The sequence below is a fragment of the Photobacterium aphoticum genome, assembly GCF_001029435.1.
Lineage (GTDB): Bacteria > Pseudomonadota > Gammaproteobacteria > Enterobacterales > Vibrionaceae > Photobacterium > Photobacterium aphoticum.
Genome location: NZ_LDOV01000036.1, coordinates 1 through 26396 on the forward strand (window position 1 = coordinate 1; position 26396 = coordinate 26396).

Genomic DNA, 26396 nt, shown 5'->3' on the forward strand with positions numbered 1-26396 from the left:
CGAATCTCTCCACCCCTGCCACTTTCGAAAGCCTCGACAGAAATGTCGAGGCTTTTTTGCATTTGGTGTTTTTGTGGTGGTGAATATTTCGGCCATTGGCAGAGCCGCGGATTCCGCTATACCGAACATCAGCGCGTGTTGGGATAACTAGGCGTCCCCCTGGAACGCCAGCCCGGTCGAATCTCTGGAATGCCAGCCCAGTCCCCCCTGCCACTTTCGAAAGCCTCGGACTACGCGTCCCGGTAGAAATGCAGGGGCTTTTTTGCATTTGTGTTTTCGAAAAGCAAGCGTTGGTAGTCAGCTTATCGAATCTCTGGAACGCCAGCCCGGTCGAATCTCTGGAGCGCCAGCCCAGTCCACAGCTGCCATCTTTGAAAGCCTCGGACTGAGAGTCCTGGCAGAAATACTGAGGTTTTCTTGCATTGGTGGCTGTCCAATCTAATTTGTTTGCCTGTCAGCGGGAATATACACACAAATCTGCTCATAATTTTTAAGCTAAATCATTTGGTTACCCTGAGAAAGAGAGAGGGTGAATCGTGCGTTTACACGGAAATTGACAGTGGAATTGACTGGAAAATAACAAAAGAGGCTGCATAAACGTGAGTGATGGTGGTAAGGTATGGCCTTTCCGCGTTAGAAAAAAGGGGCGTACTGATGCCACATCTTCGTTTTCGAGCCGTAGAATTTGACCATCTGAAAGCATTATCCACGCAGTTAGTGGATGATTTACAACCGCTAATGGCGTGCCCGCGTGAAGATTTCACCCTTGAGCATATCTCCACGACCTTCATTGTGGATGGTGATGTCTCGGACGCGTATCCTTTTGTTGAAGTGTTGTGGTTTGATCGTGGCCAACTAGTACAAGATCAAGTGGCACAGGTGATCACCGCTGCAGTACGTGATGCGTTTGACGATCCGCAACTGGATGTCGCTGTGATTTTCTCTTCGTTAACTCCTTCTGCGTATTACGATAACGGCCAGCACTATTAAGCGTGTCTTGGCGTTATCTCTCCGTTTGTTTCCCTCGTTGTTGATTATTGAATATAGGTAAAGCATGGCGCGTTATACCAAAGTGGCTGCCGGTTTAGGGGCTATTGCTGGCGCACTCGGGATCAGTGCATTGAATTGGTCATTTGATGTTTCTGAGGTACCGGAAGTGAGTGCTAATGTGCTGGCACCGGAGTTTTCGTATACCTGTATCCATAGCGAGTTGGCTCAACCCCTAGATGATAATGGGGAGCTGACGGTGTCGGTGTGGAATATCTATAAGCAGCAAAAAGACAATTGGCGCAGTGAGTTGGAAAAGGTTACGCAAGACAGCCGTCTGGTTTTATTGCAGGAAGCCAGCTTGAATGTCCCGCTCAAAGACTATTTGGATACGGCCCATTGGAAGGTTCGGATGGCCAATGCGTTTCGTTTCTTGAATACGCCTGCCGGGGTGATGAACCTGTCGAGCGTGAATGCCAAGAGTACCTGTGCGTATCTGGCGGTTGAGCCTTGGTTGCGTTTACCAAAATCGGCGTTGCTGTCAGAATTTAACCTGTCTAACGGGCAGACACTGGCGGTGGTCAACCTGCACGGGGTGAATTTCTCGGTAGGTCTGGATGAATACAAAGCGCAATTTAATAAGCTGAAGAAAGTATTGGATCAGCATATCGGCCCGATCATTTTGGCAGGAGATTTCAATACCTGGCGTCAGGGGCGGATGGATGTGGTGTCGCAGTTTGCCAAGAGCTTAGGCTTAGTGGATGTACAGTTAAGGGAAGATCAGCGCATTAAGGTGTTTGGTAAGCCGTTGGATCATTTGTACTACCGCGAGCTTCAGTTAGTGAAAGCAGAGGCACCCTTAACGGATGCCTCTGATCATAATCCGATCATCGCACAGTTTAAGCTGCAATGATCAGCATTGGCCAGAGCAGGATCGTCATGATCCAAGGCAAGCTGGCCACGATAATGCATTTAGCGCGATCGTAATCGGTCCACGCACCGACGACGGCATAGCTCAGCGCGATATACCATGGGGTCAGCAGCGGAATAGATGTCGCAAACGCTGACCATGGGCTGTTTAATGGCAGTTTGAGCAAGCCATTGAGGCTATTCAAATCGGCCGCATTAGGCAGGATCGGGCTGGTATTAAAGACCGCATTCAGATAGCTGGCAAAATCGCCCACAATCGCGGGTAGCATGATAAAGCACGATGCCGCCAACCATTTGCCGTAGCCATGTTTATAGCTGCTGCTTTTGGTTGACAGATTTAGCCACAGTGCCAGCATGAAAATACACGCGGTACGGCCGGTAATATCACTGAACACTTCCCCAGCCAGTAACACTTCCTTGGTTAGCCAGGCGTCTTGGATCTGCGCATCAACGTTTGGTAGCTGAGCCAATAAAGTCTGCTGCAACCAAGCCATGTCCACATGGTTGAAATAGGCGCCCCAGAAAAAGAACGGCCCAAAGATCACCAACAGGTACGGCAGAAACGCCCATTTCGGACGCTGATGCACTGCTGCGAAACAGTCCACGGGTGAGCGGAATGTATCGATAAGCGCGATGAAGGGATTGCGAGACGGCGTCATACACTCACCTTCGTTACATCCACATACAGTTTCAGTTGCTGACCCGGCTTAAGGTATTTTTTGCCGCTGATCTTGTTCCACTTCACAACGTCAGACACTTTCACTTTATAGCGCTGGGCAATCGCACTCAGGTTATCGCCAGAGCGAACCTTGTAGTAAACCGTACGGATGATGCCGCCGCTGGCGTTGTCTTTCCACAGCGTCAGCTTTTGGCCGACACGCAGGGTCGATTTCTTGCTCAAGCCGTTCCATTTGGTGAGCTCATCGATAGAGACTTTCTCGCTGCGTGCGATGCTCCACAGGCTGTCACCGCCTTTGACGATGTAGTCGGTGCGGTAACCGCCACCGTGGCTACGTTGCGTTTTGCCTTCTAAGCGCATCGCAATGGTATCGCCATCTTTCATCGCCACCGGGATCAAGATATGGCGGCCAACACGGATGTTGGTGTTACTCATGTCATTGGCACGCTGGATTTGCTTGGTCGTGGTTTTATATTTACGCGCCAAGACACTCAGTGTGTCGCCAGATTGCACCTTGTAACGGATCACTTTCATGCCGCGATGGCCATTTTTGGCAAACGCAGTATTGAAGTTATCGACATGGCCAACAGGCAGAAGTAGATGACTCGGACCATCCGGTGCGGTGGCCCAGTGGTTGTAACCCGGGTTCAGGCTTTGCATTTCATCCAGTGAGATACCGGCAAATTGTGCCGCCATCGCCAAGTCCATCTGTGTACCTGGTTTCACCAGTTGTACGGCTGGTTTGTTGGCAATTTCAGGCAATTCAAGGCCATATTTTTGCTGGTTTTTGATCACATCAGCGACTGCCAGCAGTTTTGGTACGTAGCCACTGGTTTCTTTTGGTAGATCCAGATGCCAGAAGTCCGTTGGTTTGCCAGCCGCTTTGTTATTGCGAATTGCGCGGAATACGCGGCCTTCGCCGGTGTTGTAAGCTGCCAGCGCGTGTAACCAGTTACCGTCGAATTTACGGTTCAGGTATTGCAGCAGATCAAGCGCGGCACGGGTTGATTCCACCACGTCGCGGCGACCGTCATACCACCAGTCTTGCTTCAGGCCAAACGTACGACCTGTTGGCGGGGTAATTTGCCACAAACCAGCGGCACGGCCATGGGAGTAAGCGAATTGGTCGAAGGAGCTTTCAACCACAGGCAGCAGGGCTAATTCCAGTGGCATGTTGCGCTTTTCAATTTCTTCGGTGATCAGAAACAAGAAAGGTTGGGCACGGTTAGCGACCGTTTGTAGATGGCCCGGATGGCGCAGGTACCAGTTACGGTAGTAATTGACGGACTTGTTATCCGGTACCTCAGCGGTTAACTGCATGCTGATGCGTTGCCAAAGGTTTTCTTGTTCTTGTGGCGTAGGCAGTTTCACAGGGGCAACCACGACAGCTTGTGGTTGAGGTGTGACGACAGCAGGGGGCGTTGAAGGGGTCACAGGCGCCGCAGGCACTTCCTTAGGAGGTGTGTTTGTCGGCGCATCGACCGTTTTCGTTGTATTGTTAATTTGGCAACCAGCCAGTAGTAGCGCACTCGCCAAAAAAAATCGAGATTTCATGTGTCTAGCCTATAGCCAAAATAGTGGGAGATAATACTTGCCCAACTACCTTGGTTACAAGTGACCTAGGTCAAAATTCGTCTTTCCAGCGGCGCAGGGCAGCGAAGGTCTCGACATCGCTGTCATCTACTGCTCTGTTTACAACGGATTTTTTGATACTCGGTTGATCACAGCGCAAGAACGGGTTGATCAATTTTTCTTGTTTCAATGTGCTAGGAATGGTGCTGATCCCTTTAGCACGCAGGCGGCTGACCTCTTCGCGGTAGCGCTGCAGGTGAGGATTGTCCTGCTCTGCGACCAGAGCAAAGGCCAAATTACTGCTGGTGTATTCGTGGGCGCAGTACACTTCGGTTTCGTCCGGTAGGGCGGCTAGCTTTTGTAGTGAGTGATACATTTGGGCGGCAGTACCTTCAAAAAGGCGACCACACCCGGCGGAGAACAAGGTATCACCACAGAACAGCTTCTCGTCACCCACGTACGCGACGTGGCCGGCGGTATGCCCAGGTACGCCAATGACCATAAAGCGCTCATCGAAAATCTCCACCTGATCACCGTCTTCAACAGACTGTGATACGCCTGGGATTGGCTCGGCGGCTGGGGCAACAATATTGATGTGGGGGTAGCGGCGTTTCAGCTCGCTGATCCCGCCAATATGGTCATGGTGATGATGCGTGATGAGAATGGCTTCGAGCTTAAGCTGCTGGGATTCCAACACCTCGATGACTGGCGCAGCATCGCCGGGGTCGACGACCACACAACGGTTATCCGGACTGTGAATCAGCCAGATGTAATTGTCATTAAATGCGGGTATGCTTTGGACAGTCAGCATAGTTTGTTCTCCAGCTTTCATTTCGTTGAGCATTGATTTTACATGGAATTGCTATGAAGCCAGCCCGCATATTAAAACAAATTGACCCTCCATACACCTGGTCACAAGTGACAAATGGTGCATGGGCAGCAGAATTGCTGCAGGCACAGCTTGATGAGTGGTGGCCAAAGCTATTTGGTTACCACATGTTGAAGCTGGGCGGTTTAAGTTGTGAGTTAGCCAGCGGCCATTGTAACATCCAGCACCAAATTTGCATTGATAAGTTCAACCCTCTGCATAACGTCGTGGCCGATCCATTTGCCTTGCCGTTTATCGAAAAATCCTTTGATGCTTGTGTCATTGCCCATCAGTTGGATTACTGTGCGGATCCGCACCGTTTATTGCGGGAGTTGGATCGGGTCACGGTTGATGACGGCTATATGTTGATCAGCGGTTCAAACCCGGTCAGCTTGTTGGGATTACGCGGGTGGTTGCCGTGGAACCGTAAGCGCTACCCATGGCTGGGGCGGATGTTTATGCCGATGCGGGTAAAAGACTGGCTAGGTGTGCTGAATTACGAAGTGGTGTTTCACGAGAATTTTGCCATTGTGCCCGCGACTCATCATCAGGCCTGCTCGGCATGGGCGGAAGGGATGTTATCCGAGACCTGCTCATCGATTGGCAGCATGTATCTCATTGTGGCCCGTAAGCGCACGGTGCCGTTAAAGCCAATTAAACCGACCTGGAAGATACGGCGTCAATTGGCTCCGTTAGGCGTGAACTGCCGCACGAATGCGACAGAGAAGCGTCAATGCTGAAAGCACAATAAGTGCGTTGATGCGAAGGCGTTTCGCACCATTGGCCTATCCCGCCGGTTAGCTTGGGATGTAGCCGGTGTCTTCGTGTTTTGGTGACTCGGCAGCTGTACGTGCTAATTCATCACAGCGTTCATTTTCCGGGTGGCCGGCATGGCCTTTTACCCAGTGCCAGGTGACCTGATGGCGCTGTGTCTCGGTATCGAGTTGTTGCCACAAATCGGCATTTTTCACCGGCTTTTTATCGGCCGTTTTCCAGCCACGTTTTTTCCAGTTATGGATCCACTGGGTGATCCCTTGGCGGACATACTGGCTGTCGGTGGTCAAATCAACCTTGCAAGGCTCTTTCAGGCTTGCCAGCCCCTTAATCGCGGCTAATAGCTCCATGCGGTTATTGGTGGTCATAAAAAAGCCGTCACTCAATTCTTTTTCATGCTGTTTATACCGTAACACGGTACCATAGCCACCCGGCCCCGGATTTCCGAGGCACGATCCGTCTGTGAAAATTTCTACCTGCTTGGTCATATTTGGTAGTATTCGCCTTAGTTGAAAACTTTAGTCTGACACAATCGCTACTATGAAAGCCACTAATGAACGCATAATCGTATTCGATACTGAAACAACCGGTATGAATATGACCGGCCCACACTATGAAGGCCACTGTATTGTTGAAATCGGTGCGGTTGAAATCATCAACCGTAAGCTGACAGGCAACAGTTTCCATGTGTACATCAAACCGGATCGCCTGATTGATCCAGAAGCGATTGAAGTACACGGTATCACTGATGAATTCTTGCGTGATAAGCCGACGTACCGAGAAGTGCATGAAGAATTCATGGCGTTTATTCAGGGAGCCGAGCTGGTTGCCCATAACGCGCCCTTCGATATCGGCTTCATGGATTACGAGTTTTCCAAGATCAATGCCAACATCGGCAAGACGGAAGACTTTTGTAAGGTGACCGATACCCTGGACATGGCTAAACGCCTGTTCCCGGGAAAACGTAATAACTTGGACGTCTTGTGTTCCCGTTACGGTATTGATAACTCACACCGTACCCTCCACGGGGCATTGCTCGATGCCGAGATCCTGGCTGATGTCTACCTGATGATGACAGGTGGCCAGACGTCATTGGCACTGAGTATGGCCAGTGAAGAAGGCGACAGCGGGGCGGAGAACGCAATCCGCCGTTTGGCAACAGGAAGAAAAGCACTAAAGGTTATCCGTGCTTCTGCCGATGAAATACAAGCGCATGATGCGCGATTGGATTTGATTGGTAAGAAGGATGACGTCCTCTGGCGTCTGTAGGAGAACGATGAAGCGATTATGGTGGCTGGTCATGCTGCTGCCGCTGTGGTCATGGGCAAGCACCATGACCGAAAGCGCGTGGCTCGATAACCGTTTTCGTGTGGATCCCACGGTGAAGCAAGTCTCCTTCGTGGTTAAACGCGATACCAAGAGCAATTCGGTGGTTATCGTGCGTCCGGACGGCCATAAATATTATGCGTGGCGCCATCCCGACCATGTCGCGTGGTATGAAGAGCCGGGGATCGACATTATCTCCATTGATAATCCGATGCCGGGGCCGTGGCAGGCCATTGGCAGTGTGACGCCGAAAAATAAGGTTGTGATACTGTCGGACTTAGCGTTGTCTGTCGATACACTGCCGGATCGTATTTACCAATCTGAAACCATCAAGTTTACTGCCCGTTTGTCACAAGACGGCAAACCACTCACGTTGCGTGATTTTCTCGATCGCGTGAAATTATCGGTGGTGTTTTACGAGTACGTTGAGCACCCGGACACCTTACCGAAAGAAGCCTTACCGGTGCCGATTTCGCAAGGCGAGTTTTCGGATGACGGCCGCCAGTTTGATGAACATCCCGGGGATGGGGTGTTTACGGTGGCGATGCAAGTGGACTTACCGCCGGGCAAATACCGCGTACGGATCAGCTCCGGTAACGGAATTTTCCTGCGCACCCAAGAGCAGGTCGTGCTGGTGTATCCGCCGCCGCTTAATGCCAGTTTTATTCAGGGGCGCGGACAGGATGAGCAGCATCAGGTTGTTGTGACCGCCGAAGAAGGGGCGATCAAGCCCGGTTCATTGGCAGCGCATATTACGCAGGTCAGCGCAGACGGTACCACCACCATCAGTGAGCAAGCGGCATTACCGGATGAGATCACGCTAAAAGTGTGGCTGCCGAACGGTGAGTTGCCTGGTCGCTATACCTGGTCGGGCTGGTTGTATGCCACCGACAATATGACCGGACGTGAGTTGGTCTTCCGTTTGCCAGAAAGTCACTTTGCCGTGATGGCAGAATTGCAGCTGGATCGTAATCTGAATTATTTCAGAGAGCAGCAGGCGGAAAAGGCGCGATTAGCCGAATATGCGCGGATTGAAGCTGAACGTGAAGCGGCCCGATCAAAAGCGGTGAAGATCATTATCGGGTTGAATATTGTGGTGCTGATTGTGGTGATTGGCGGCATCGTGTGGTGGCGTAAGCGTCGTGTGAAGCACATGCTGGATCGCGCCGGGCTCGAGGTGCCAGAGTCGTAACCGGCCGCTGAGCGCTAACGCGATATTCAGGAATCAACGAATAAACAGAGGGAGAAGGCCTGCGCTTTCTCCCTCTTTTTTTGCCTGTGTTTTGAGGACGATGATTGTTCGGCTAGGCGGCGATGTCACTGCCTTTATTGCCCGATTTTGCGGCTGGCGAGTGTGCTGCGAGCACCTCAGGAGCAAAGTCATCCACATTGATGGTGCGCAGACGGCCCACTTCAGCACGACGTAATAAGTCAGCCTCTTCAGGATTGATGGCATTCAGTGCCAAGCCACGTTCAGCCACCTTGTCTAACTGCATAAACGGAATTTTCTTGCCTGCCGCCTGACAAACACGATCGTAAATGGGCTCTGCCGCCAGAATGTCTTTCAGCGTCGCTTCTATCATGCCGACCGGATTGGTGTCGTCGGCCGTCAGGTATTGATGGCGACCAATGCGGCTGCGTGTGTCACTGGGGGTTTGCAGTAGACGCGCCAGTTTGTGATCCAGACGATCACTTGGGCGGTGCCGGCGCAGCCCAAACGGGAAGATCAGTGGGCGCAACAACGTCGCAGCCCAACGATGTGGGAAGTTACGCAAGAAGGCATCCAGTGCTTCTTCGGTTTGATAAAGTGCATCTTGCAGTCCCCAGTGAACCAGTGGGAGATCATTGTGCTGGCGGCCTTCATCGCTGAAACGCTTTAAGGTTGCTGATGCCAGATAGAGCTGACTGAGCACATCCCCCAAGCGGGCTGACAGGCGCTCTTTGCGTTTGAGTGAACCGCCCAAGAGTGCCATGGAGACATCCGCCAGCAGTGCTAAATTCGCGCTGTAGCGGTTCAGTTGTTGGTAATAACGTGTGGTGCTGTCCCGATAGGGGGCCGATGAGCCCCGTCCGTCGGTCAGGCCGAGCCAGAAAGTGCGGATCAGGTTACTGAAGACAAAGCCGAGATGACCAAACAAGGCATGATCAAACTCGGTGAGGGCTTGATCCGGATCGTCATGGTAAGCGGCCTGCATTTCGGTCAGTACAAACGGATGACAGCGGATCGCCCCCTGACCAAAGATGATCATCGAGCGGGTGAGAATATTGGCCCCTTCTACGGTGACGGCTATTGGCGCACCTTGGTAGCCTCGTGCGAGGAAGTTATTCGGCCCGAGACAAATGCCTTTGCCGCCAACGATGTCCATGGCGTCAATCACACTGCGTTGGCCTCGATGCGTACAATGGTATTTGACGATGGCAGAGATCACCGACGGTTTTTCCCCCGCATCAATGCCTGACACGGTCAGGGCACTGGCGGCATCCATCACATAAGCATTGCCGGCCAGTCTTGCCAGCGGCTCTTCAATGCCTTCCATTTTGCCGATAGGCAGCTTGAACTGGCGACGGATCCGCGCGTAAGCACCGGTGGCCAGCGCTGCTGTTTTCAGGCCGCCTGTGGTATTGGCGGGCAGGGTGATCCCCCGTCCGACAGACAAGCATTCAACCAGCATCTGCCAGCCTTGTCCGGCTTTTTCTTGTCCCCCGATGATGTAATCGAGCGGTACAAATACCTTTTCACCCTGCGTAGGCCCGTTTTGAAACGGCACGTTTAACGGGAAATGGCGACGACCGATTTTGACGCCATGGGTGTCTGTGGGGATCAAGGCGCAGGTGATCCCTAACTCTTTTTCATCACCCAACAGGTGGTCAGGGTCATAGAGTTTAAACGCCAACCCGAGCACCGTCGCGACAGGCGCTAAGGTGATGTAGCGTTTATTCCACGTTAGCTCCATACCGAGGATTTCTTCCCCTTGCCACATGCCTTTTTTGACGGTGCCAAAGTCGGGGATCGCCCCCGCATCAGAGCCGGCTTCCGGGCTGGTAAGTGCAAAACAAGGGATCTCTTTGCCTTCGGCCAGACGGGGCAGGTAATAGGCTTTTTGCGTCTCAGTGCCGTAATGTTGCAGCAATTCCGCCGGGCCTAAGGAGTTGGGTACCCCAACCGTTGAGGAGAGGACCCCAGAGACGCCGCTCAGCTTTTGCAGTACCAGCGACTGTGCATAGGCTGAGAAGGCCAGTCCGCCGTATTGTTTGTCGATGATCATCGCGAAGAATTTGTGATCTTTAAGGTATTGCCACACTTCGGGCGGCAGATCGGCCAGTTCGTGGGTAATGTGAAAGTCGTTGACTTGTCGGCATAGCGTTTCTACCGGGCCATCTAAAAAGGCTTTTTCTTCTGCGCTTAGTTGAGGCGCCGGGGTATCGTGCAGTTTGTGCCAGTCCGGTGCGCCGCGAAACAGATCCGCTTCCCACCACACCGTACCGGCATTAAGTGCTTCTTTTTCGGTTCGCGACATTTCCGGCATTTGGGTTTTAAAGGCGGCCAGAGCCGGTCGGCTCAAAAGTGTGCGGCGCAGAGAAGCGAGGTTGAGCGGCAGGGCGATGAGCAAAAAGCCTAACCAGGTGTATTGGCCGACCACATCCAGCAGGGTGCCCAGGGTCAGTATGAGAGCCAATATCACGGTAAATGTTCGCAGGTTTACCCGGTGGTAAGCCAGTAGGCCGATGATGGCCAGCAATCCCAGTAGATACGCAAATGTCACCATGTTTCATCTCCTTCTGTGGCAGCGTAAGCGACGGATGAGGAATGATACTTGTCGGTCTGTCTCCCTAGACCTGACGGCAAGACCTAATCACAACCTAAGCAAAAAACCAGTCAAGGTAAGAGGTCTAACCACTTGTAATAAGTGTAACTGAGTGTTTGCTAGATTGTGAAATAATTTTCTGTTCTGAAAGGAGGCGGTTACGTAAACATGTCCTGACAAAATGCAGTAAATTCGTGGTTTGATCGAGATCAGCGAGAGCCAAAATTCAACTTGCGAAAATCTCTCATCGTATTAACATAGTGTGACATTGTTCACGCATTGGTGTTTTTATCGACAGAAACACTGCGCAATGGCGTGAGTACATACAGGCGTAATATGTGGCGCAATGCCCGTTAAATGCCGTGTTGCCTTTCCCGATCTCCGACTGACACATGCCCGCCGGATCCCCATCTCGGGATGACAGCTTTTCAAATTTTTTACTTCACTAATCCGAACGGTTCTATGTTTGGGGTTTGGCGTTTCCGTTCGGTAATCAAGGGGTTATCCGTGTTGATATTTAATGCATTAAGACAGGCATGGCGGGAAGGCATGTCTCTTTCGACCTTACGGGCTGATGTGATTGCCGGTATCACGGTGGGCGTGGTGGCGATTCCTCTGGGTATGGCTCTGGCGATTGCCGTGGGTGTACCACCGCAGCATGGTTTGTACACCGTGATTGTGGCTGGCTTGTTAGCCGCGTTACTGGGTGGCTCCCGTTTTAACATCACAGGCCCAACAGCGGCATTTGTGGTGATCCTGTTGCCAATCACTCAGCAATACGGCCTGACCGGCTTGATGCTGGCGACCATGATGTCAGGTGTGATCCTGCTACTGATGGGTGTGTTACGTTTAGGCCAGTTGGTGGCGTACGTGCCGTACCCTGTGACCACCGGTTTTACGGCGGGTATCGGTCTGACGATTGCATTCCTACAACTTAAAGACCTATTGGGTTTGAGCGTTGCGACAAATCCTATCCATTTTCCTGAAAAAGTTGTGGCGTACGCAACGGCGATGCCGACCATTAACCTGTCTGATGCCCTGGTGGGGATTATCACGATTGGTGTGTTCATTGGCTGGGCGAAGCTGAAAACCAAAGTACCTGCACACGTTGTTTCGTTAGTTGTGGGTACGCTGGTGGCCTTGGTGCTGAACCACCTGGGTGGCGCACATGTTGGTTTGTTGGGTGAAAAATTCCACTACCAAATCGGTGATTTGGTGGGACAGGGTATTCCTCAAGTCTTGCCACAATTTGTGATGCCTTGGCAAAACGATGCCTTCTCTTGGTCATTGGTGATTGAACTGCTGCCAGCGGCGTTCACGATTGCGATGTTGGGCTGTATTGAGTCACTGCTGTGTGCGGTGGTTGCCGATGGTATGACAGGCACTAAACACAATCCGAATGCGGAATTGGTGGGGCAGGGTCTGGCAAACATGGTGGTTCCGTTCTTCGGTGGTATTCCTGCGACAGCGGCGATTGCCCGTACTGCAACCAATATCCGCGCGGGTGCGTTCTCACCAATCTCTGCTATTGTGCACGCGTTGTTTGTACTGGCGGCGATGATTGCGCTGGCACCTATGCTGTCTTACGTACCGATGAGTGCATTGGCAGGCTTGCTGATCATGGTGGCTTGGAACATGTCTGAAGCGCCGCACTTTGTGCACACTATCAAAGTGGCACCACGTCGTGACGTCGCTGTTTTGCTGACTTGTTTCACCCTGACCGTTGTTTTCGACATGGTGGTGGCTGTGGTTGTGGGCTTGTTGCTGGCCGGCTTGCTGTTCATTCAGCGTATTGCCTCACTGACTTCCGTGAACCGCGTGGAAGGTAACCATCCGCACCTGGATTTGGGTGAGGATGTGGTGGTGTATGACATTAACGGTCCGTTGTTCTTTGCCGCCAGTGAAAAAGCGTTGTCAGTGATTGATCGTATTACCTTGGATGCTCGCGCGGTGGTGATGGATTTCAGTGATGTGACCACCATTGATATTTCAGCGATTCATGCGTTTGAAAATGCGTTGGATCGCGTACGTGACTACCCGGTGTACTTACTGGATGTGGCCCCGCATGTGGCCGCGAAGTTGACCACTGCCGGTGTGATGGCGATTGAAAATGTTGAGATGGTAGATTCTGTGCAGTCACTCCGTGAGCGTTTAGCCTCTACGGCGCACAATGTATCGTCTTAAGAGTCGACACCTTTAAGCATTTCTTTGTACACTGCCTTAAAGGCATAAATGAGCGGAGGCCTTGGCCTCCGTTTTTTATTAAAAAATAATCAGAGCATAGCTTATGTACCAAGATTTGATCCGTGCGGAATTAACTGAAGCAGCAGACGTACTGAACCGTTTTCTCAGTGATGAGAAGAATATTGCGGATATCGAAGCGGCGGCCAAGTTGTTGGCTGATGCGTTCAAACAAGGCGGCAAAGTGTTGTCTTGCGGTAATGGCGGTTCACACTGTGACGCCATGCACTTTGCAGAAGAGTTGACGGGCCGTTACCGTGAAAACCGTCCGGGTTACCCGGGCATTGCGATTTCCGATCCGAGCCACCTGTCATGTGTAAGTAACGACTTCGGTTACGAGTATGTGTTCTCTCGCTACCTGGAAGCCGTTGGCGCAAAAGGGGATGTATTGTTCGGCCTGTCGACATCAGGCAACTCAGGCAATATCCTAAAGGCGATTGACGCAGCGAAAGCCAAAGGCATGAAAGTGATTGCGTTGACCGGTAAAGATGGCGGTCAGATGGCAGGCTTGGCGGATGTGGAAATTCGTGTGCCGCATTTCGGTTACGCAGACCGCATTCAGGAAGTGCATATCAAGATCATTCATATCTTGATCATGCTGGTTGAAAAAGAAATGGCGGCTTAATCACTGTTAGTTAGTGACCGCTTACAAGAAAGGGCATAAAGGACTATGTGTGAACTACTTGGCATGAGTGCCAATGTGCCAACGGATATTTGTTTCAGTTTTACCGGCTTGATGCAGCGCGGCGGCAATACTGGCCCGCACCGTGATGGTTGGGGGATCACCTTTTATGAAGGAAAGGGTTTTCGTACCTTTAAAGATCCGAACCCAAGCTGTCAGTCGCGTATTGCGGAGCTGGTACAGAATTACCCGATAAAAAGCCGTGCAGTGGTGAGTCATATTCGCCAAGCAAACCGTGGCGGTGTCAGTCTGGAAAATACCCACCCGTTCACCCGTGAGCTGTGGGGGAAATACTGGACGTTTGCGCACAACGGTCAGCTTACAGATTATGAAGCGCTGGATACGGGGCGTTATACCCCGGTGGGTGATACGGACAGTGAAAAAGCATTTTGTTGGCTGATCAACCGTCTGGACAGTGCGTTTCCAACCATGCCGGATGATTTGACGGCGGTGTATAACTACATGGCGGAAAGCTGTGATAGGTTGCGCCAGTTGGGGGTGTACAACATGTTGTTGACCAATGGTGAGTATGTACTCACCTATTGCACCAACAACCTGCACTGGATCACCCGTCGCGCTCCGTTTGGTAAAGCGTCATTGATTGATGAAGATGTGACGATCGATTTCCAGCAGGAAACGACACCGAACGATGTGGTGACCGTGATTGCCACTCAGCCGCTCACCAATGATGAGCAGTGGCATAAGATGCAACCGGGTGAATTTACCGTGTTCCACTTTGGTGAGCCGGTATTTAACCGCGTGCCTTAAGCCCGCCATAGCCGGTTATGTCTGTTGTCGATATGGTGGCAGAGACGGCGATACAGATTGGCTGAAAAATAAAACGCGACCTCAGGGTCGCGTTTTTTATGCGGTGTGCTCGAGATAAGCCGGATGATAAGCGTGTGCCTTATTCGGCATCCTCATCGTCACTGGCGTAGCCGGATGGTGGTAAGCAAGCGCCATCAAAGTAGGCATTGTTGCCTTCCATCACCACACGCTGCTGTAAGCACCAGTGTGCAACCAGCGGGTAGATACGGTGTTCTTGCTCTTGCACCCGGGCCATGACGTCATCGGCGTTATCGTCCGAGAAGATAGGCACTTTGGCTTGCAAGATCACCGGGCCGCCATCGAGCTCTTCCGTCACGAAATGGACACTGGTGCCGTGCTCCCGATCGCCCGCATCAATGGCGCGCTGGTGGGTGTGCAGGCCGGTGTATTTCGGCAGCAGGGAAGGGTGGATGTTGATCATCTTCCCGGCAAAATGACGGACAAACTCACCACTCAAGATCCGCATGTAACCCGCAAGGATCACCAAATCAGGCTGATACTGATCTATCTGTTCGGCTAATGCGCGATCAAAGGCTTCACGATCAGTAAAGTCGCAGGCAGCCAGATGCTCGGTGGTAATACCGGCTTCTTTGGCGCGTGTCAGCCCATAGGCATCCGCCTTGTTGGAGAACACGGCGGCGACTTTTGCATTGGCAATGATGCCTGATTCACAGGCATTCATGATCGCTTGCAGGTTGGAACCGCTACCGGAGATCAAAACGACGATATTTTTCATCGCTTATTGGATCTCCACCTGCTCTTCACCTTGCGCGGCATCAGCAATGTGGCCCAATAGCCACGCGTTTTCACCTTCTTCTTTTAAAATCGCAATGGCGTGTTCTGCCTGCTCTTGCGGCAGAGCAATCACCAAGCCAACACCACAGTTGAAGGTGCGGTACATTTCGTACGTTTCCACGTTACCGGCTGTTTGTAGCCAGTTGAATACCGCCGGCCACTGCCAGCTGTTGCCGTCTACCACTGCTTTGGTGCCTTCAGGCAACACGCGAGGGATGTTTTCCCAGAAACCGCCACCAGTGATATGAGAGATCGCGTGGATATCACAGCTTTCCATCATCTTCAGGGTCGATTTCACGTAAATTTTGGTTGGTTCAAGCAGGTGGTCGGCCAGTGTTTTGCCTTCCAGTTCTTGGTTAAGATCCGCTTGAGATACTTCAATGATCTTACGGATCAAAGAGAAGCCGTTAGAGTGCGGGCCGCTTGAGGCTACTGCGATCAAGGCATCGCCAGCGTTCACTTTGCTGCCGTCGATGATGTCCGCTTTCTCTACCACGCCGACACAAAAGCCTGCGACGTCGTAGTCTTCACCGTGGTACATCCCTGGCATCTCAGCAGTTTCACCGCCGATCAGTGCACAGCCTGCCTGCACACAGCCTTCGCCAATCCCTGCCACTACTGCCGCTGCCGTGTCTACATCCAGTTTGCCGGTCGCGTAGTAATCGAGGAAGAACAAAGGTTCGCCACCCTGAACAATCAGGTCGTTCACACACATGGCCACCAAATCGATACCGATGGTGTCATGTTTGTTTAAATCCATCGCCAAGCGCAGTTTGGTGCCGACACCGTCAGTGCCAGATACCAGTACCGGCTCTTTGTACTTGGTTGGCAGTGAGCAAAGTGCGCCAAAACCACCAATGCCCCCCATCACTTCAGGGCGATGTGTGCGTTTTACCACCCCTTTAATACGATCAACTAATGCATTACCTGCATCGATATCAACACCAGCATCTTTGTAACTAAGAGAAGAGTTATTGCCGCTCACAGGAGGTCCCTCAACGTATTAAAGTGAAAAAAGCGAGAGTATGATAACAGCAGTCGTGGCGGAAAGGAAAACGTTTGCGTCAATAAATCTGAGTGGTGAATTAGTAAGCAAACAAACGCGAAGCTCTACCCGAGGTCGTTGAGTATGGTATATAATAATGCGATTTTTTAGAATTTAGCTTGCTTAGGAGTCAGAGATGAAAGTCGTTGAGGTGAAACACCCACTGGTAAAACATAAGATTGGTCTTATGCGCGAAGGTGACATCAGCACTAAGCGTTTCCGTGAGTTGGCAACGGAAGTTGGTAGTTTGCTGACATATGAAGCGACTTCAGACTTTGAAACGGAAAAGGTTACTATTGAAGGTTGGAATGGTCAAGTTGAAATTGATCAGATCAAAGGTAAAAAAGTAACCGTTGTGCCAATTCTACGTGCCGGTCTAGGCATGATGGACGGCGTACTTGAGCACATGCCAAGTGCACGTATCAGCGTGGTAGGTATCTACCGTGACGAAGAAACACTAGAGCCTGTACCTTACTTCAACAAGCTGGCGTCTAACATCGATGAGCGTATCGCGTTGGTGGTTGACCCAATGTTGGCAACAGGTGGTTCAATGATCGCGACTATCGACCTGCTAAAAGAGCACGGTTGTACACAGTTCAAGATCCTAGTATTGGTTGCGGCACCTGAAGGTATCGAAGCACTTGAAAAAGCGCACCCAGATGTGGAGCTATACACTGCGGCTATCGATGAGAAGCTAAACGACAAAGGTTACATCGTTCCTGGTCTGGGCGATGCGGGCGATAAGATCTTCGGTACGAAGTAAGCCTGACTCTGTCGAGAAAGACACAGACATACAGAAAGCCGGACATTGTCCGGCTTTTTTTGTGCCAGTCATTCTGTGATGTCAGGCGTATCGAGTCAGGTGAATAGGGAAAAGCACGGCGAAAGAGTAGGGGAGAACTCGGGGGAGAAAATAGAGAGGCACTGAAGGGAAAAGAAAGGGAAAAAGGAAAGAGAGTGGCAGTAACATCCGATAAACAAACAGGGCGGAGAGGCCGCCCTGTTGAATAACATACAATGTTTTTGTCTTGGTGTGATTACTTGTCGTTACACGTATCGATTTGTGCGTTGTCGACCACGTGGTTTTCACCCAAGTCATCAGGCAGGATCAGGTTCAGCATGATTGCCACGATACCACACAGGCTGATGCCCTGTAGGCTGAAGCCGCCGATACCAAATGCCATGCCGCCGATACCAAACACCAGCGTTACCGCCACAATCACAAGGTTACGCGCTTTGTGCAGGTCAACCTGGTTCTTGATCAGAGTGTTCAGACCCACTGTCGCAATGGAACCGAACAGCAGGATCATAATACCGCCCATGACCGGTACCGGAATGGTTTGCAGAACCGCGCCCAACTTGCCCACAAAGGCCAGCACCAATGCAGTCACCGCTGCCCATGTCATGATGACAGGATTAAAGGCTTTGGTCAGCATGACCGCGCCCGTGACTTCAGAGTACGTGGTGTTAGGTGGCGCGCCAAACATAGAAGCAGCCATGGTCGCAATACCGTCGCCTGCCATGGTGCGGTGCAGACCCGGTTTTTTCAGGTAGTCTTTACCGGTCACGTTAGAAATGGCCAGCATGTCGCCCACGTGTTCTACCGCTGGTGCGATAGCAACCGGGATCATGAACAAAATGGCGTTAATGTTGAACTCAGGGAAAGTAAAGTTTGGCACCGCAAACCAGGCGGCTTGCTGAATGGGGGTGAAATCCACCACACCAAATGCCAGACTCATGACGTAACCGGTCACAATCCCCGCCATGATAGGGACTAACTTAAAGAAGCCTTTTGCGAACACACTGAAGCCAACAGTCACTAAAAGAGAGGTAATGGAAATCCAAAGTGCGGCATCACCGTTGACTAACTGTACCGCGCCATCGCCTGATTTACCCAGTGCCATGTTCACCGCAGACGGTGCCAGACCCAGACCGATCACCATGATCACCGGGCCCACCACTACAGGTGGCAGCAGTTTATGAATAATCGCGACGCCACGGACTTTGATCAGTGCCCCCATGCAGACGTACACCACACCCGCCATCATCAGGCCGCCCATGGTTGCAGGAATCCCCCACGTTTGTACGCCGTAGGTAATAGGTGCAATGAAAGCAAAAGAAGAAGCGAGGAAGATAGGAACAGAACGTTTGGTGACAACTTGGAAAAGGAGAGTACCGATACCGGCGCCGAAGAAAGCAACGTTGGGATCAAGCCCTGTCAGTAGCGGCACGAGAACTAACGCACCAAACGCAACAAACAGCATTTGGGCACCCTGTAAGACCTGCAACATGTGATATATCCACCCTGGCTAAAAAAAAATCGAGCGATGTTAGCACGGAAGTAATCGATTGCCTAATGTTGCCGATAAATAATTCGTCAACCACGAATTTGTTAGAGATAGGTACTGAAATTCGCAAAATTGTTACAAGAGGTTGACTGTGAAAATGTTGTCAAGACAGTGTCTTAGTCAGGTGTGCCACAGAAAAATACGAGGGAACGCTTGTTTTTGTGTGGGAAGCAGTTGCCGAGTACGATATGTTCAATTTATGATCGGACCTTACTTAAGTGATAAATGAGTTTTTTATGTTGCGTGTTACGTTACTTTTCATGGCGTTACTGGCTTTGCCATTGAAGGCAGCCACCATGACCAACTTGTATCAGGCGCAGGTAGTATTGCCTGATACTGACCGGCAGTCAGAGCAGGTAGCTCGTCAACAAGCGTTGGAGCAAGTGTTGATCAGAGTCTCTGGTCAAAGCGCGATCGGCAAAAACGAAGTGGTGGCCAAAGCCCTGACGCAAAGCGGACAGTATGTCAGTCAGTTTGGCTACGGCAATCAAGACGGACAGCGCACATTGGCACTGACGTTTGATGCGCGCCAAATTCGCACCTTGCTGGCACAGGCCAAAGCCAGTTTCTGGACTGAGCAGCGTCCAACCACACTCGTGTGGATGGTGGAAGATGACGGCCGTGACCGTAATATCTTGTGGGATCAGTCGGGCAGTGCATTGGTTGCGGATATGAAGCAGGCGGCTGAGCGTCGCGGTGTACCTGTGTCTGTGCCAATTGGTGATTTCCAGGATGTGACGGCAATCAGCTCGCCGGATCTGTGGGGCGGGTTTGTACAGCCATTGTCTACCGCGAGTGTGCGTTACCAGCCGGAAGCGATTTTACTGGCCCGTGTGCGTAAGCAGGGCACGGATGAGATCAGCATTAACTGGCAGCTGTTTAAGAACCGTGCAGAAGCGCTGGTGGCGTCGCAGCAGGCACCGAGTGAAGGTCGCTTATCTGGCGCGACAGTGGCAACCATTAATCAGATGATGGATGCGGTGGCGGATCAGCTTGCAGCCAAATATGCGGTGCCATTGGGTGCAGAGGCGAGCAATCAGATGTCGGTGGTCGTGGGTAATATCACCTCATCCCGTGACTTCTTTACTCTTGAACGCATGGTGACGAACCTGACGTCTGTGGCGGCGGTGAACGCTTACCGGATTCAGGGTGACAAGGTCGAGTTTAACGTTCAGCTGTTGAGCTCTGAAGAGGCGTTCAAGCAGGAGTTGAGTCAGGATAGCCGCTTGTCTGCGGTTGCTGCTCCCGCGCCGATGCCGGAATGGCAAAGCAGTGAAGCGCCGGTGGCGGATCCGAAAGCGATCGCGGCACCTCAGGCGGTAACGCCGGCTGTTGAACCTCAAACAGCGGTTCCTGCTGCATCGAATGTTGCTGGTGGAGAGATCTCTGACACGACAGCACCTCAGGGGCAGAATGGTGCGACATCAGCGGAAGGCTTGGTGAATGCGATCCCTGCGACACAGGTGGATGTTTCTGCCACGCAGGGCTTGGCTGTACCACCAGTGGCGACGCAACCGGTGAAACACACCGCTGTGTTTGAATGGAATCCGCCGGCTGTGCCTGCGCCAGCCCGTGCGGTGACGCCGAATACGTCGGCGTCTGAGGTGGTGGTACCGTCTACCTCAACCTCGACGACAGCACAAGACAGCGCTGCGGCACTGTAGAACGCGTATTGAATGCCGTTGCCAATGAGCGGCAATGAGATTGAAAACGGTGGGTGATCCCACCGTTTTTTTATGTCTGACGCACCGGGTTTTGTCCGCAAAGGTGTGTGTTTAGCGGCTTGTACTGAGAGGCGGCATTAAGGTTTGGTCGGCTCGTGTCGGGCTTTCTCTTCTTTTTCCACTTGCGACAAGCGTTTTAGCTTTATCCCCAATTCCCGCCCACGATGGCGAGCAAACAAAATATTCCCCGCAAACGCCAGTGTAGTGAGCAGCAACTCAACGATAGCCAGCCAGCGTTCACCTTCATCGACCCACAACAGGGTTAAACCGTGCAGAAAGTAAAACATCAGAATGAAATTGGCCCAGGCATGGGTATACGGCCGTCCGGCAAGTATGCCCGGTAGGGGAAATAGCAGGGGGATCACCCATGCACCCGCCATGATCCACGGGTTGAGGTGAGGATGGGGGGATAAGGTGGTTTGCCACAGGATCACCCAGCCCATCAGCGCGAGTGTAGCGCTCAGGGCAAGGTAACGTAATAGACGGGTTGTCGGTTGCATCGCTGACATATGCCTCCTCCTTGATGGCATTCTGCGCGTCGGCAGAATCGTTACAGTAGTTTCAGGGCGGTCTCGGCGAGACGTTTACCGCAGGCTTGGGCGAGTTCGCCTTCTTCCTTGCTCAGCACTGTCCCTGCACCGTGATTGAGGTGTGACGGGCCGTAAGGTGTGCCGCCAGTTTGTGTGGTGTGCAGAGCCGGTTCCGAATACGGCAGGCCGACAATCAGCATGCCGTGATGGAGTAGCGGCAGCATCATCGACTGCAAGGTGGTTTCTTGCCCGCCATGCAGCGACGATGAAGCGGTAAATACACAGGCCGGTTTACCAATCAGCGTGCCTTGCAGCCATTGGGCGCTGGTGCTGTCGATAAAATGCTTGAGCGGCGCGGCCATGTTGCCAAAGCGCACCGGACTGCCCATCGCCAGGCCGATACAGGTTTCCAAATCCGTTTGCGTGACGATGGGATCTAGGCCGTCATCTGCCATGCATTGCCCTTGGCTATCAATGTCTGCCACCGTGCGCAATACCGCTTCGCACCCGTCAACGTGTTCAATGCCTCGGGCGATGTGTCGCGCCAATTGACGGGTACTGCCGTGGCGGCTGTAGTAGAGCACTAAAAGACGATGCATGACGGACTCCTTCTTACAGTACGGTCAGCACATTTTCTGGTGGACGACCCATGGCCGCTTTGTCACCGTTAACCACGATAGGGCGTTCGATCAGTTTTGGGTTGGCATGCATGGCTTCAAACAGTTGCGCATCTGTCACAGACGCTTCACCCAGCGCCAGCTCTTTATACAGGGCTTCTTTGGTGCGCATCATGTCACGCACAGCGGCAAAGCCCAGTTGCTGTTGCAGGGTGTGCAGTTGTTCTACCGATGGGGTGTCATCAAGGTATTTGATGATGGTTGGCGTGATGCCTTTTTCTTCCAGCAGTGCCAGTGTTTCACGGCTTTTTGAGCAGCGAGGGTTGTGATAAATCACGACAGACATACAGACTTCCTTTATGCAGCCGGTGGTCGCTGAATGTCGCCACCGGTGTTTTGATGATGTTGCTCCATTGTAGAGCAACTGTCATCAAGAAGAAACGATCTGCCGAGTGTTTACGGTGAAGAGGGGGCGAATTAACGCTTGCCCCTCAAAGGTTTGAGAAGCGCTGACGGGCCAGACGCAGCTGATCGATGCGGGCATCATAACGGGCCTGATCGAGTGAATTCACTTCGACTATCTGACTGGCCTGAATGTACATCTGAATCGCTTTTTCCCAGGCGCCGCGTAGCGCGAGCAATTCTGCACGGGCCGCGAGTTCTGCATCACGTCGGCCCACTGCCGCTTGTGCTTGGGCTAACAGGTGCCAGCCATTGGGATCGTCCGGGTTATCGTAGGTATAACGGGTCAGGATCGAAATGCTTTCACTGTTACGATTGGCCTCTTGCAACGCATTGGCTAAGTTCAGGTTCAGCACGTTTTGGTTAGGATAGCTCTTTAGTGCCGATTTCAGGCGGTTAATGGCCTTGTCATAGTGCTTCTGGTGCAGGTCAAGATCGGTCGCCGAATCAATGTAGAAACGGTTAGTGGGATCTTTAGCGAGCAGCGGATCCAATAACGCATGGGCTTTCTGGTATTGGCCGGCATCGATGTACACCAGTGCTTTACCGTAATTGAGTGCGTCACGGCGAGTGGGATCGTTCTTTTTCAGTTCACGATCAAACCAGTCTAATGCCGCATCACTTTCCAGGTTGGCGTAGCGGGCAATAATGCGCGAGCGGGCAAGCTGGTAACGGGCAGAGGTGCCGACCTTGTGTGGTGCGTACTGCGCGGCGCGGCTGCGGCTGTCAGTAATACGGGATTCCGGTAACGGGTGAGTCAGCAGCATGGCCGGTGGTTTGCTGGCATAACGGTATTGATCGGCCAGGCGGCCAAAAAAGCGTGGCATAGCTTGTACATCAAAACCGGATTTGGCCAGTGTGGCGATACCGATGCGGTCGGCTTCTTTTTCGTTACTGCGGGTGTAGTTGATTTGCCCCTGCGCAGACGCGGCGGTGGTTGCATGGATGGCGGCAATGCCGGCTTCCGGTGCGGCAATGGCGAGCATCATCGAGCCAATCAGTGCTGCCAGCGTGGCCGGTGATTTCTTGGCTTGCTCTTCCATACTGCGCGCCAAGTGGCGCTGGGTGACGTGGGCAATTTCGTGCGCCATAACAGAGGCCAATTCACTTTCATTACGGGCATGCAGGAACAAGCCGGAGTGAATAGCGACATGGCCGCCAAAGAAGGCAAAGGCATTGATGTCACGGTTTTGGATCAGGATGAAATTAAACGGGGTGCGGACATCGCTGGCGTTAGCGACCAGACGATGACCTAAATCTTGAATGTATTCGCTTAATAGCGGATCGCTGATGACGGGCATACTGGCGCGCAACATGCGCATGTAGGCGTCCCCGTATTCCATCTCTTTTTCAATGCTTAACGTGGAGGCCGCTGCCGTGCCGATCTCTGGCAGTTGATTAAAGTCATGCGAGGTATTGGCCGCCGCAGCACTGCCCGCGCCCAGCAACGCGCCGATCAGCGCACATGCAGGCAGCACACGCACTGGGGTAAGGCGAAATCGGTTCAATGAAAAAGGAACAAAGGGAAACATAGTAATGGGTACCGCCTTCTGTTTCGTATGCTGGATATCGTGCGACTTCGAGGTTGCTAGCGTAATAATTTCAAGACGTTCTGACAATGAAACCTGCGACAGGTTTCTTTTTTGTCGTTAGGATGTTGTTTACAATAACCTGATGGATGTCAATTGTCAGTATATCGGAAGGGAAGGCGCAATGCTTGATTTGACTGCAGAACGTTGCCCGATGGCATTGTTGTTGGCAAAGCGGGCAACACACGCGCTAGAAAGAGGCGAACACATGGAAATTCATATGACTGACGCAGGCGCGAGACAAGATATTCCGCGTTATCTCACCCGACACGGGTTTGAGATTAAGGTGCAGGCGGATACGCCGCAGGTATTGGCAATCATTGTGACCAAAGGGCGATAACGGTTTATGTTAGAAATGCTTAACCGCTGGTATCAGCGTCGATTCTCTGATCCCCATGCGGTCAGTCTGGTAGCTATTTTGTTGGGTGGCTTCCTGACGATTTACTTTTTCGGTCATCTGATCGCTCCGTTGCTGGTGGCGATCGTGTTGGCGTATTTGCTGGAATGGCCGGTGGTACAGCTGACCCGCTTGGGCTTACCCCGTACGCTGTCGGTGATGGGGGTCTTATTGATCTTTGCCGGTTTGATGGTGATGGCCGTATTCGGTCTGGTGCCGACGATCTGGCATCAGGTGGGGAACCTGCTGGCGGATGTGCCGAACATGTTTAACGGCCTGCAAGAATATGTCCTGAGTCTGCCAGAGCGTTACCCGGACTTTGTCCAGCCGCATCAGGTCGGCACCTTTATGGATGGCTTGCGTGTCAAAGTGCTGGGGATGGGCGAAAGCGCGGTGAAAGGCTCGTTGGCCTCATTGGTGAGCCTGGCAACGTTGGCGGTGTATTTGATTCTGGTGCCGCTGCTGGTGTTCTTCTTGTTGAAAGACAAAGAAGAAATGTTGGCCACATTAAGCGGCCTGCTGCCACGTAACCGCCGTTTGGCCAGTAAAGTTGGCCTGGAGATGAACGAACAGATCTCCAACTACATTCGCGGTAAAGTGACCGAGATTTTCATTGTCGGCATCGTCAGCTACATCACGTTTGAGGTGATGGATCTGCGTTATGCGGTATTGCTGGGTGTGCTGGTGGGCTTTTCTGTGTTGATCCCGTATATTGGGGCTGCCGCAGTGACACTGCCCGTGGCGATGGTCGGCTTGTTCCAGTGGGGGATCAGTCCCGATTTCTGGTGGCTGTTGGTAGCATACGGCATCATTCAGGCGCTGGATGGCAATGTACTGGTGCCGATCCTATTCTCTGAAGCCGTTAACCTGCATCCGGTTGCTATCATCGTAGCGGTATTGGTGTTTGGCGGCCTGTGGGGCTTCTGGGGCGTGTTCTTTGCGATTCCGTTAGCAACATTGGTGAAAGCTGTCTGGAACGCGCTACGGGCGACTGAGCCGCAGGAATCACCGGATGTGACGCTGTAAGTACGCATGTCAGTGAGCGGTGCATAAAACACTGAGCACAGAATGACAAAAGGCCGCATGATGCGGCCTTTTTGTTTTGCGTACGCAGGAGTGTGTTTACTGAGCTGCTTGCAGATAGTTCATGACCACTTCATGGTGATCTTTGGTTTTGAACTTATTGAACACGTGCTCAATCACCCCGTTCTCATCAATCAGAAAACTGATGCGGTGCAGGCCGTCATACACCTTGCCCATGAATTTCTTTTCGCCCCACACACCGAATTGTTCGGCCACGGCATGGTCTTCGTCAGACAGCAGGGTGAAGTTCAGGTTATCGCGCTCAATGAACTTAGGCAGGCGTTTAACCGGGTCAATACTGATCCCTAATACCACCACATTGTGGGCGTCCAGATCGGCTTTGCTGTCACGCAGGCCGCACGCCTGTACGGTACAGCCCGGAGTCATGGCTTTCGGGTAGAAATACGCCAGTACTTTCTTGCCTTTAAAATCAGACAGGCTGACCGCGTCACCGTCTTGGTTGGGCAGCGTAAACGCAGGGGCTGGGGTGCCCGCTGTTAATGTGTTCATGAATTATCCTTATTGATTATGGCCGACAAAGGTCACGTTACCGTTTACCGTCAGGTTCTGGCACAGTGACTCAAATTCTTCTTGTAATGTCATGAGGTTGCACCCTTCTGGCAAGTTGGTGCTGATCTGCAGCATGAACTTGTTCGGGATGCCGGGCTCTTTACTCTCGTGGGTATGGGCGCTGAGCGAGCCGATATCAATTCCACGGGTGGCCAAAAAGCGGGTGAATTGTTCAATCAGGCCGGGACTGTCGTCGGCCTCAATGTGAAACTCCGCTGTATAAGGGAAATAACGGAACTCGTGTTTACTCGTCCGCTTCATCATGGTGAGCAAATCATGCTCTTGTGCTTTCAGTGGTAATGTCGATTCTACCCGGGTAATAGCATTGGTTGTCCCCGAGAGCAACATGATCAGCGTGAACTCTCGACCAAAGATGGCAAGGCGGCTATCAACAATGTTGCAATCGCAATGGGTGACCAGTCGTGTAATTTCATCGGATATCCCCGGGCGATCCGTACCGACAGCTGTAACGACGAGATAATGTTCCATATTTTATTACATCACTTAATGAATACCTTCAGCATGGTAGCACAGACAGTGACC

26 protein-coding genes are annotated in these 26396 nt (G+C 52.1%); 12 read left to right on the forward strand and 14 right to left on the reverse strand.

Features of this window, described 5'->3' with window-relative positions; all coding sequences use genetic code 11:
• Positions 1-654: 654 nt before the first annotated feature.
• Both ABT58_RS18365 and ABT58_RS18370 read left to right on the forward strand, forming a co-directional pair.
• Complete coding sequence (locus ABT58_RS18365) at positions 655-990, forward strand: DUF1904 domain-containing protein (RefSeq protein WP_047875909.1); 336 nt, start codon at positions 655-657, stop codon at positions 988-990.
• Between the two features lie 64 nt (positions 991-1054).
• Positions 1055-1900 (forward strand): endonuclease/exonuclease/phosphatase family protein, encoded by an 846-nt coding sequence (locus ABT58_RS18370; protein WP_047875910.1) that lies wholly within the window; start codon positions 1055-1057, stop codon positions 1898-1900.
• Here the strand turns inward: ABT58_RS18370 and ABT58_RS18375 are convergent.
• The 3 genes from ABT58_RS18375 to gloB form a co-directional block, all read right to left on the reverse strand.
• Positions 1887-2576, reverse strand: coding sequence for a YIP1 family protein (locus ABT58_RS18375; protein WP_047875911.1), 690 nt, complete (start codon positions 2574-2576; stop codon positions 1887-1889). The genes ABT58_RS18370 and ABT58_RS18375 overlap by 14 nt on opposite strands.
• Positions 2573-4150 (reverse strand): LysM peptidoglycan-binding domain-containing protein, encoded by a 1578-nt coding sequence (locus ABT58_RS18380; RefSeq protein WP_047875912.1) that lies wholly within the window; start codon positions 4148-4150, stop codon positions 2573-2575. The genes ABT58_RS18375 and ABT58_RS18380 overlap by 4 nt, the downstream gene beginning before the upstream one ends.
• Before the next feature lie 70 nt (positions 4151-4220).
• The gene (gloB, locus tag ABT58_RS18385; RefSeq protein ID WP_047875913.1) at positions 4221-4979 is read right to left on the reverse strand and encodes a hydroxyacylglutathione hydrolase; all 759 of its coding nucleotides are present in this window, start codon (positions 4977-4979) and stop codon (positions 4221-4223) included.
• A 53-nt stretch (positions 4980-5032) separates the two neighbouring features.
• On the opposite strand from gloB, the gene ABT58_RS18390 reads away from it, so the two are divergent.
• On the forward strand, positions 5033-5776 hold the full coding sequence (locus tag ABT58_RS18390) for a class I SAM-dependent methyltransferase (protein WP_047875914.1): 744 nt from the start codon (positions 5033-5035) through the stop codon (positions 5774-5776).
• 57 nt (positions 5777-5833) lie between these two features.
• Here the strand turns inward: ABT58_RS18390 and rnhA are convergent, their stop codons facing one another.
• Entirely contained in the window at positions 5834-6298 is a 465-nt protein-coding gene (rnhA, locus tag ABT58_RS18395) for a ribonuclease HI (protein WP_047875915.1), read from the reverse strand.
• 52 nt (positions 6299-6350) lie between these two features.
• Here rnhA and dnaQ point away from each other — a divergent pair, with 52 nt between their 5' ends.
• Together dnaQ and ABT58_RS18405 are read left to right on the forward strand one after the other, a co-directional pair.
• Complete coding sequence (gene dnaQ, locus ABT58_RS18400; RefSeq protein ID WP_047875916.1) at positions 6351-7079, forward strand: DNA polymerase III subunit epsilon; 729 nt, start codon at positions 6351-6353, stop codon at positions 7077-7079.
• A gap of 7 nt (positions 7080-7086) precedes the next feature.
• Entirely contained in the window at positions 7087-8328 is a 1242-nt protein-coding gene (locus ABT58_RS18405; protein ID WP_047875917.1) for a TIGR03503 family protein, read from the forward strand.
• Positions 8329-8440: 112 nt separating this feature from the next.
• Here the strand turns inward: ABT58_RS18405 and fadE are convergent, their stop codons facing one another.
• A complete protein-coding gene (gene fadE / locus ABT58_RS18410; RefSeq protein WP_047875918.1) occupies positions 8441-10903 on the reverse strand; it encodes an acyl-CoA dehydrogenase FadE in 2463 nt (820 codons plus the stop codon).
• Positions 10904-11449: 546 nt separating this feature from the next.
• Here fadE and dauA point away from each other — a divergent pair.
• The 3 genes from dauA to ABT58_RS18425 all read left to right on the forward strand — a co-directional run bounded on the left by dauA (position 11450) and on the right by ABT58_RS18425 (position 14633).
• A complete protein-coding gene (dauA, locus tag ABT58_RS18415) occupies positions 11450-13126 on the forward strand; it encodes a C4-dicarboxylic acid transporter DauA (RefSeq protein ID WP_047875954.1) in 1677 nt (558 codons plus the stop codon).
• Between the two features lie 103 nt (positions 13127-13229).
• Complete coding sequence (gene lpcA / locus ABT58_RS18420; RefSeq protein WP_047875919.1) at positions 13230-13808, forward strand: D-sedoheptulose 7-phosphate isomerase; 579 nt, start codon at positions 13230-13232, stop codon at positions 13806-13808.
• A 45-nt stretch (positions 13809-13853) separates the two neighbouring features.
• On the forward strand, positions 13854-14633 hold the full coding sequence (locus ABT58_RS18425) for a class II glutamine amidotransferase (RefSeq protein ID WP_047875920.1): 780 nt from the start codon (positions 13854-13856) through the stop codon (positions 14631-14633).
• 139 nt (positions 14634-14772) lie between these two features.
• Here ABT58_RS18425 and purN read toward each other — a convergent pair whose 3' ends face one another.
• Both purN and purM read right to left on the reverse strand, forming a co-directional pair.
• A complete protein-coding gene (gene purN, locus ABT58_RS18430; protein WP_047875921.1) occupies positions 14773-15429 on the reverse strand; it encodes a phosphoribosylglycinamide formyltransferase in 657 nt (218 codons plus the stop codon).
• Positions 15430-15432: 3 nt separating this feature from the next.
• Positions 15433-16473 carry a phosphoribosylformylglycinamidine cyclo-ligase gene (gene purM / locus ABT58_RS18435; protein ID WP_047875922.1) on the reverse strand — a complete coding sequence of 347 codons (1041 nt, stop codon included), beginning with the start codon at positions 16471-16473 and terminating at the stop codon, positions 15433-15435.
• A 196-nt stretch (positions 16474-16669) separates the two neighbouring features.
• Between purM and upp the strand changes: the two genes are divergently transcribed.
• A complete protein-coding gene (gene upp, locus ABT58_RS18440; RefSeq protein ID WP_047875923.1) occupies positions 16670-17296 on the forward strand; it encodes a uracil phosphoribosyltransferase in 627 nt (208 codons plus the stop codon).
• 274 nt (positions 17297-17570) lie between these two features.
• Here the strand turns inward: upp and ABT58_RS18445 are convergent, their stop codons facing one another.
• A complete protein-coding gene (locus ABT58_RS18445) occupies positions 17571-18824 on the reverse strand; it encodes a uracil-xanthine permease family protein (protein WP_047875924.1) in 1254 nt (417 codons plus the stop codon).
• 293 nt (positions 18825-19117) lie between these two features.
• Here ABT58_RS18445 and ABT58_RS18450 point away from each other — a divergent pair, with 293 nt between their 5' ends.
• Positions 19118-20545 (forward strand): DUF2066 domain-containing protein, encoded by a 1428-nt coding sequence (locus tag ABT58_RS18450; RefSeq protein ID WP_229821790.1) that lies wholly within the window; start codon positions 19118-19120, stop codon positions 20543-20545.
• Positions 20546-20682: 137 nt separating this feature from the next.
• Here ABT58_RS18450 and ABT58_RS18455 read toward each other — a convergent pair whose 3' ends face one another.
• The 4 genes from ABT58_RS18455 to bepA all read right to left on the reverse strand — a co-directional run bounded on the left by ABT58_RS18455 (position 20683) and on the right by bepA (position 23746).
• The gene (locus tag ABT58_RS18455) at positions 20683-21114 is read right to left on the reverse strand and encodes a DUF2069 domain-containing protein (protein ID WP_047875925.1); all 432 of its coding nucleotides are present in this window, start codon (positions 21112-21114) and stop codon (positions 20683-20685) included.
• A 41-nt stretch (positions 21115-21155) separates the two neighbouring features.
• Entirely contained in the window at positions 21156-21734 is a 579-nt protein-coding gene (gene wrbA, locus ABT58_RS18460; protein ID WP_047875926.1) for an NAD(P)H:quinone oxidoreductase, read from the reverse strand.
• 13 nt (positions 21735-21747) lie between these two features.
• Positions 21748-22098 (reverse strand): arsenate reductase (glutaredoxin), encoded by a 351-nt coding sequence (gene arsC, locus ABT58_RS18465; RefSeq protein WP_047875927.1) that lies wholly within the window; start codon positions 22096-22098, stop codon positions 21748-21750.
• A 145-nt stretch (positions 22099-22243) separates the two neighbouring features.
• On the reverse strand, positions 22244-23746 hold the full coding sequence (gene bepA / locus ABT58_RS18470) for a beta-barrel assembly-enhancing protease (protein WP_082211157.1): 1503 nt from the start codon (positions 23744-23746) through the stop codon (positions 22244-22246).
• A gap of 181 nt (positions 23747-23927) precedes the next feature.
• On the opposite strand from bepA, the gene ABT58_RS18475 reads away from it, so the two are divergent.
• Positions 23928-24143: a sulfurtransferase TusA family protein gene (locus ABT58_RS18475; RefSeq protein ID WP_047875929.1), complete on the forward strand. Its 216-nt coding sequence runs from the start codon at positions 23928-23930 to the stop codon at positions 24141-24143.
• A gap of 6 nt (positions 24144-24149) precedes the next feature.
• The gene (locus ABT58_RS18480; RefSeq protein ID WP_047875930.1) at positions 24150-25226 is read left to right on the forward strand and encodes an AI-2E family transporter; all 1077 of its coding nucleotides are present in this window, start codon (positions 24150-24152) and stop codon (positions 25224-25226) included.
• A gap of 96 nt (positions 25227-25322) precedes the next feature.
• Here the strand turns inward: ABT58_RS18480 and bcp are convergent, their stop codons facing one another.
• Positions 25323-25793 (reverse strand): thioredoxin-dependent thiol peroxidase, encoded by a 471-nt coding sequence (bcp, locus tag ABT58_RS18485; RefSeq protein ID WP_047875931.1) that lies wholly within the window; start codon positions 25791-25793, stop codon positions 25323-25325.
• Positions 25794-25802: 9 nt separating this feature from the next.
• The gene (locus ABT58_RS18490; protein ID WP_047875932.1) at positions 25803-26342 is read right to left on the reverse strand and encodes an ACT domain-containing protein; all 540 of its coding nucleotides are present in this window, start codon (positions 26340-26342) and stop codon (positions 25803-25805) included.
• Positions 26343-26396: the final 54 nt, after the last annotated feature.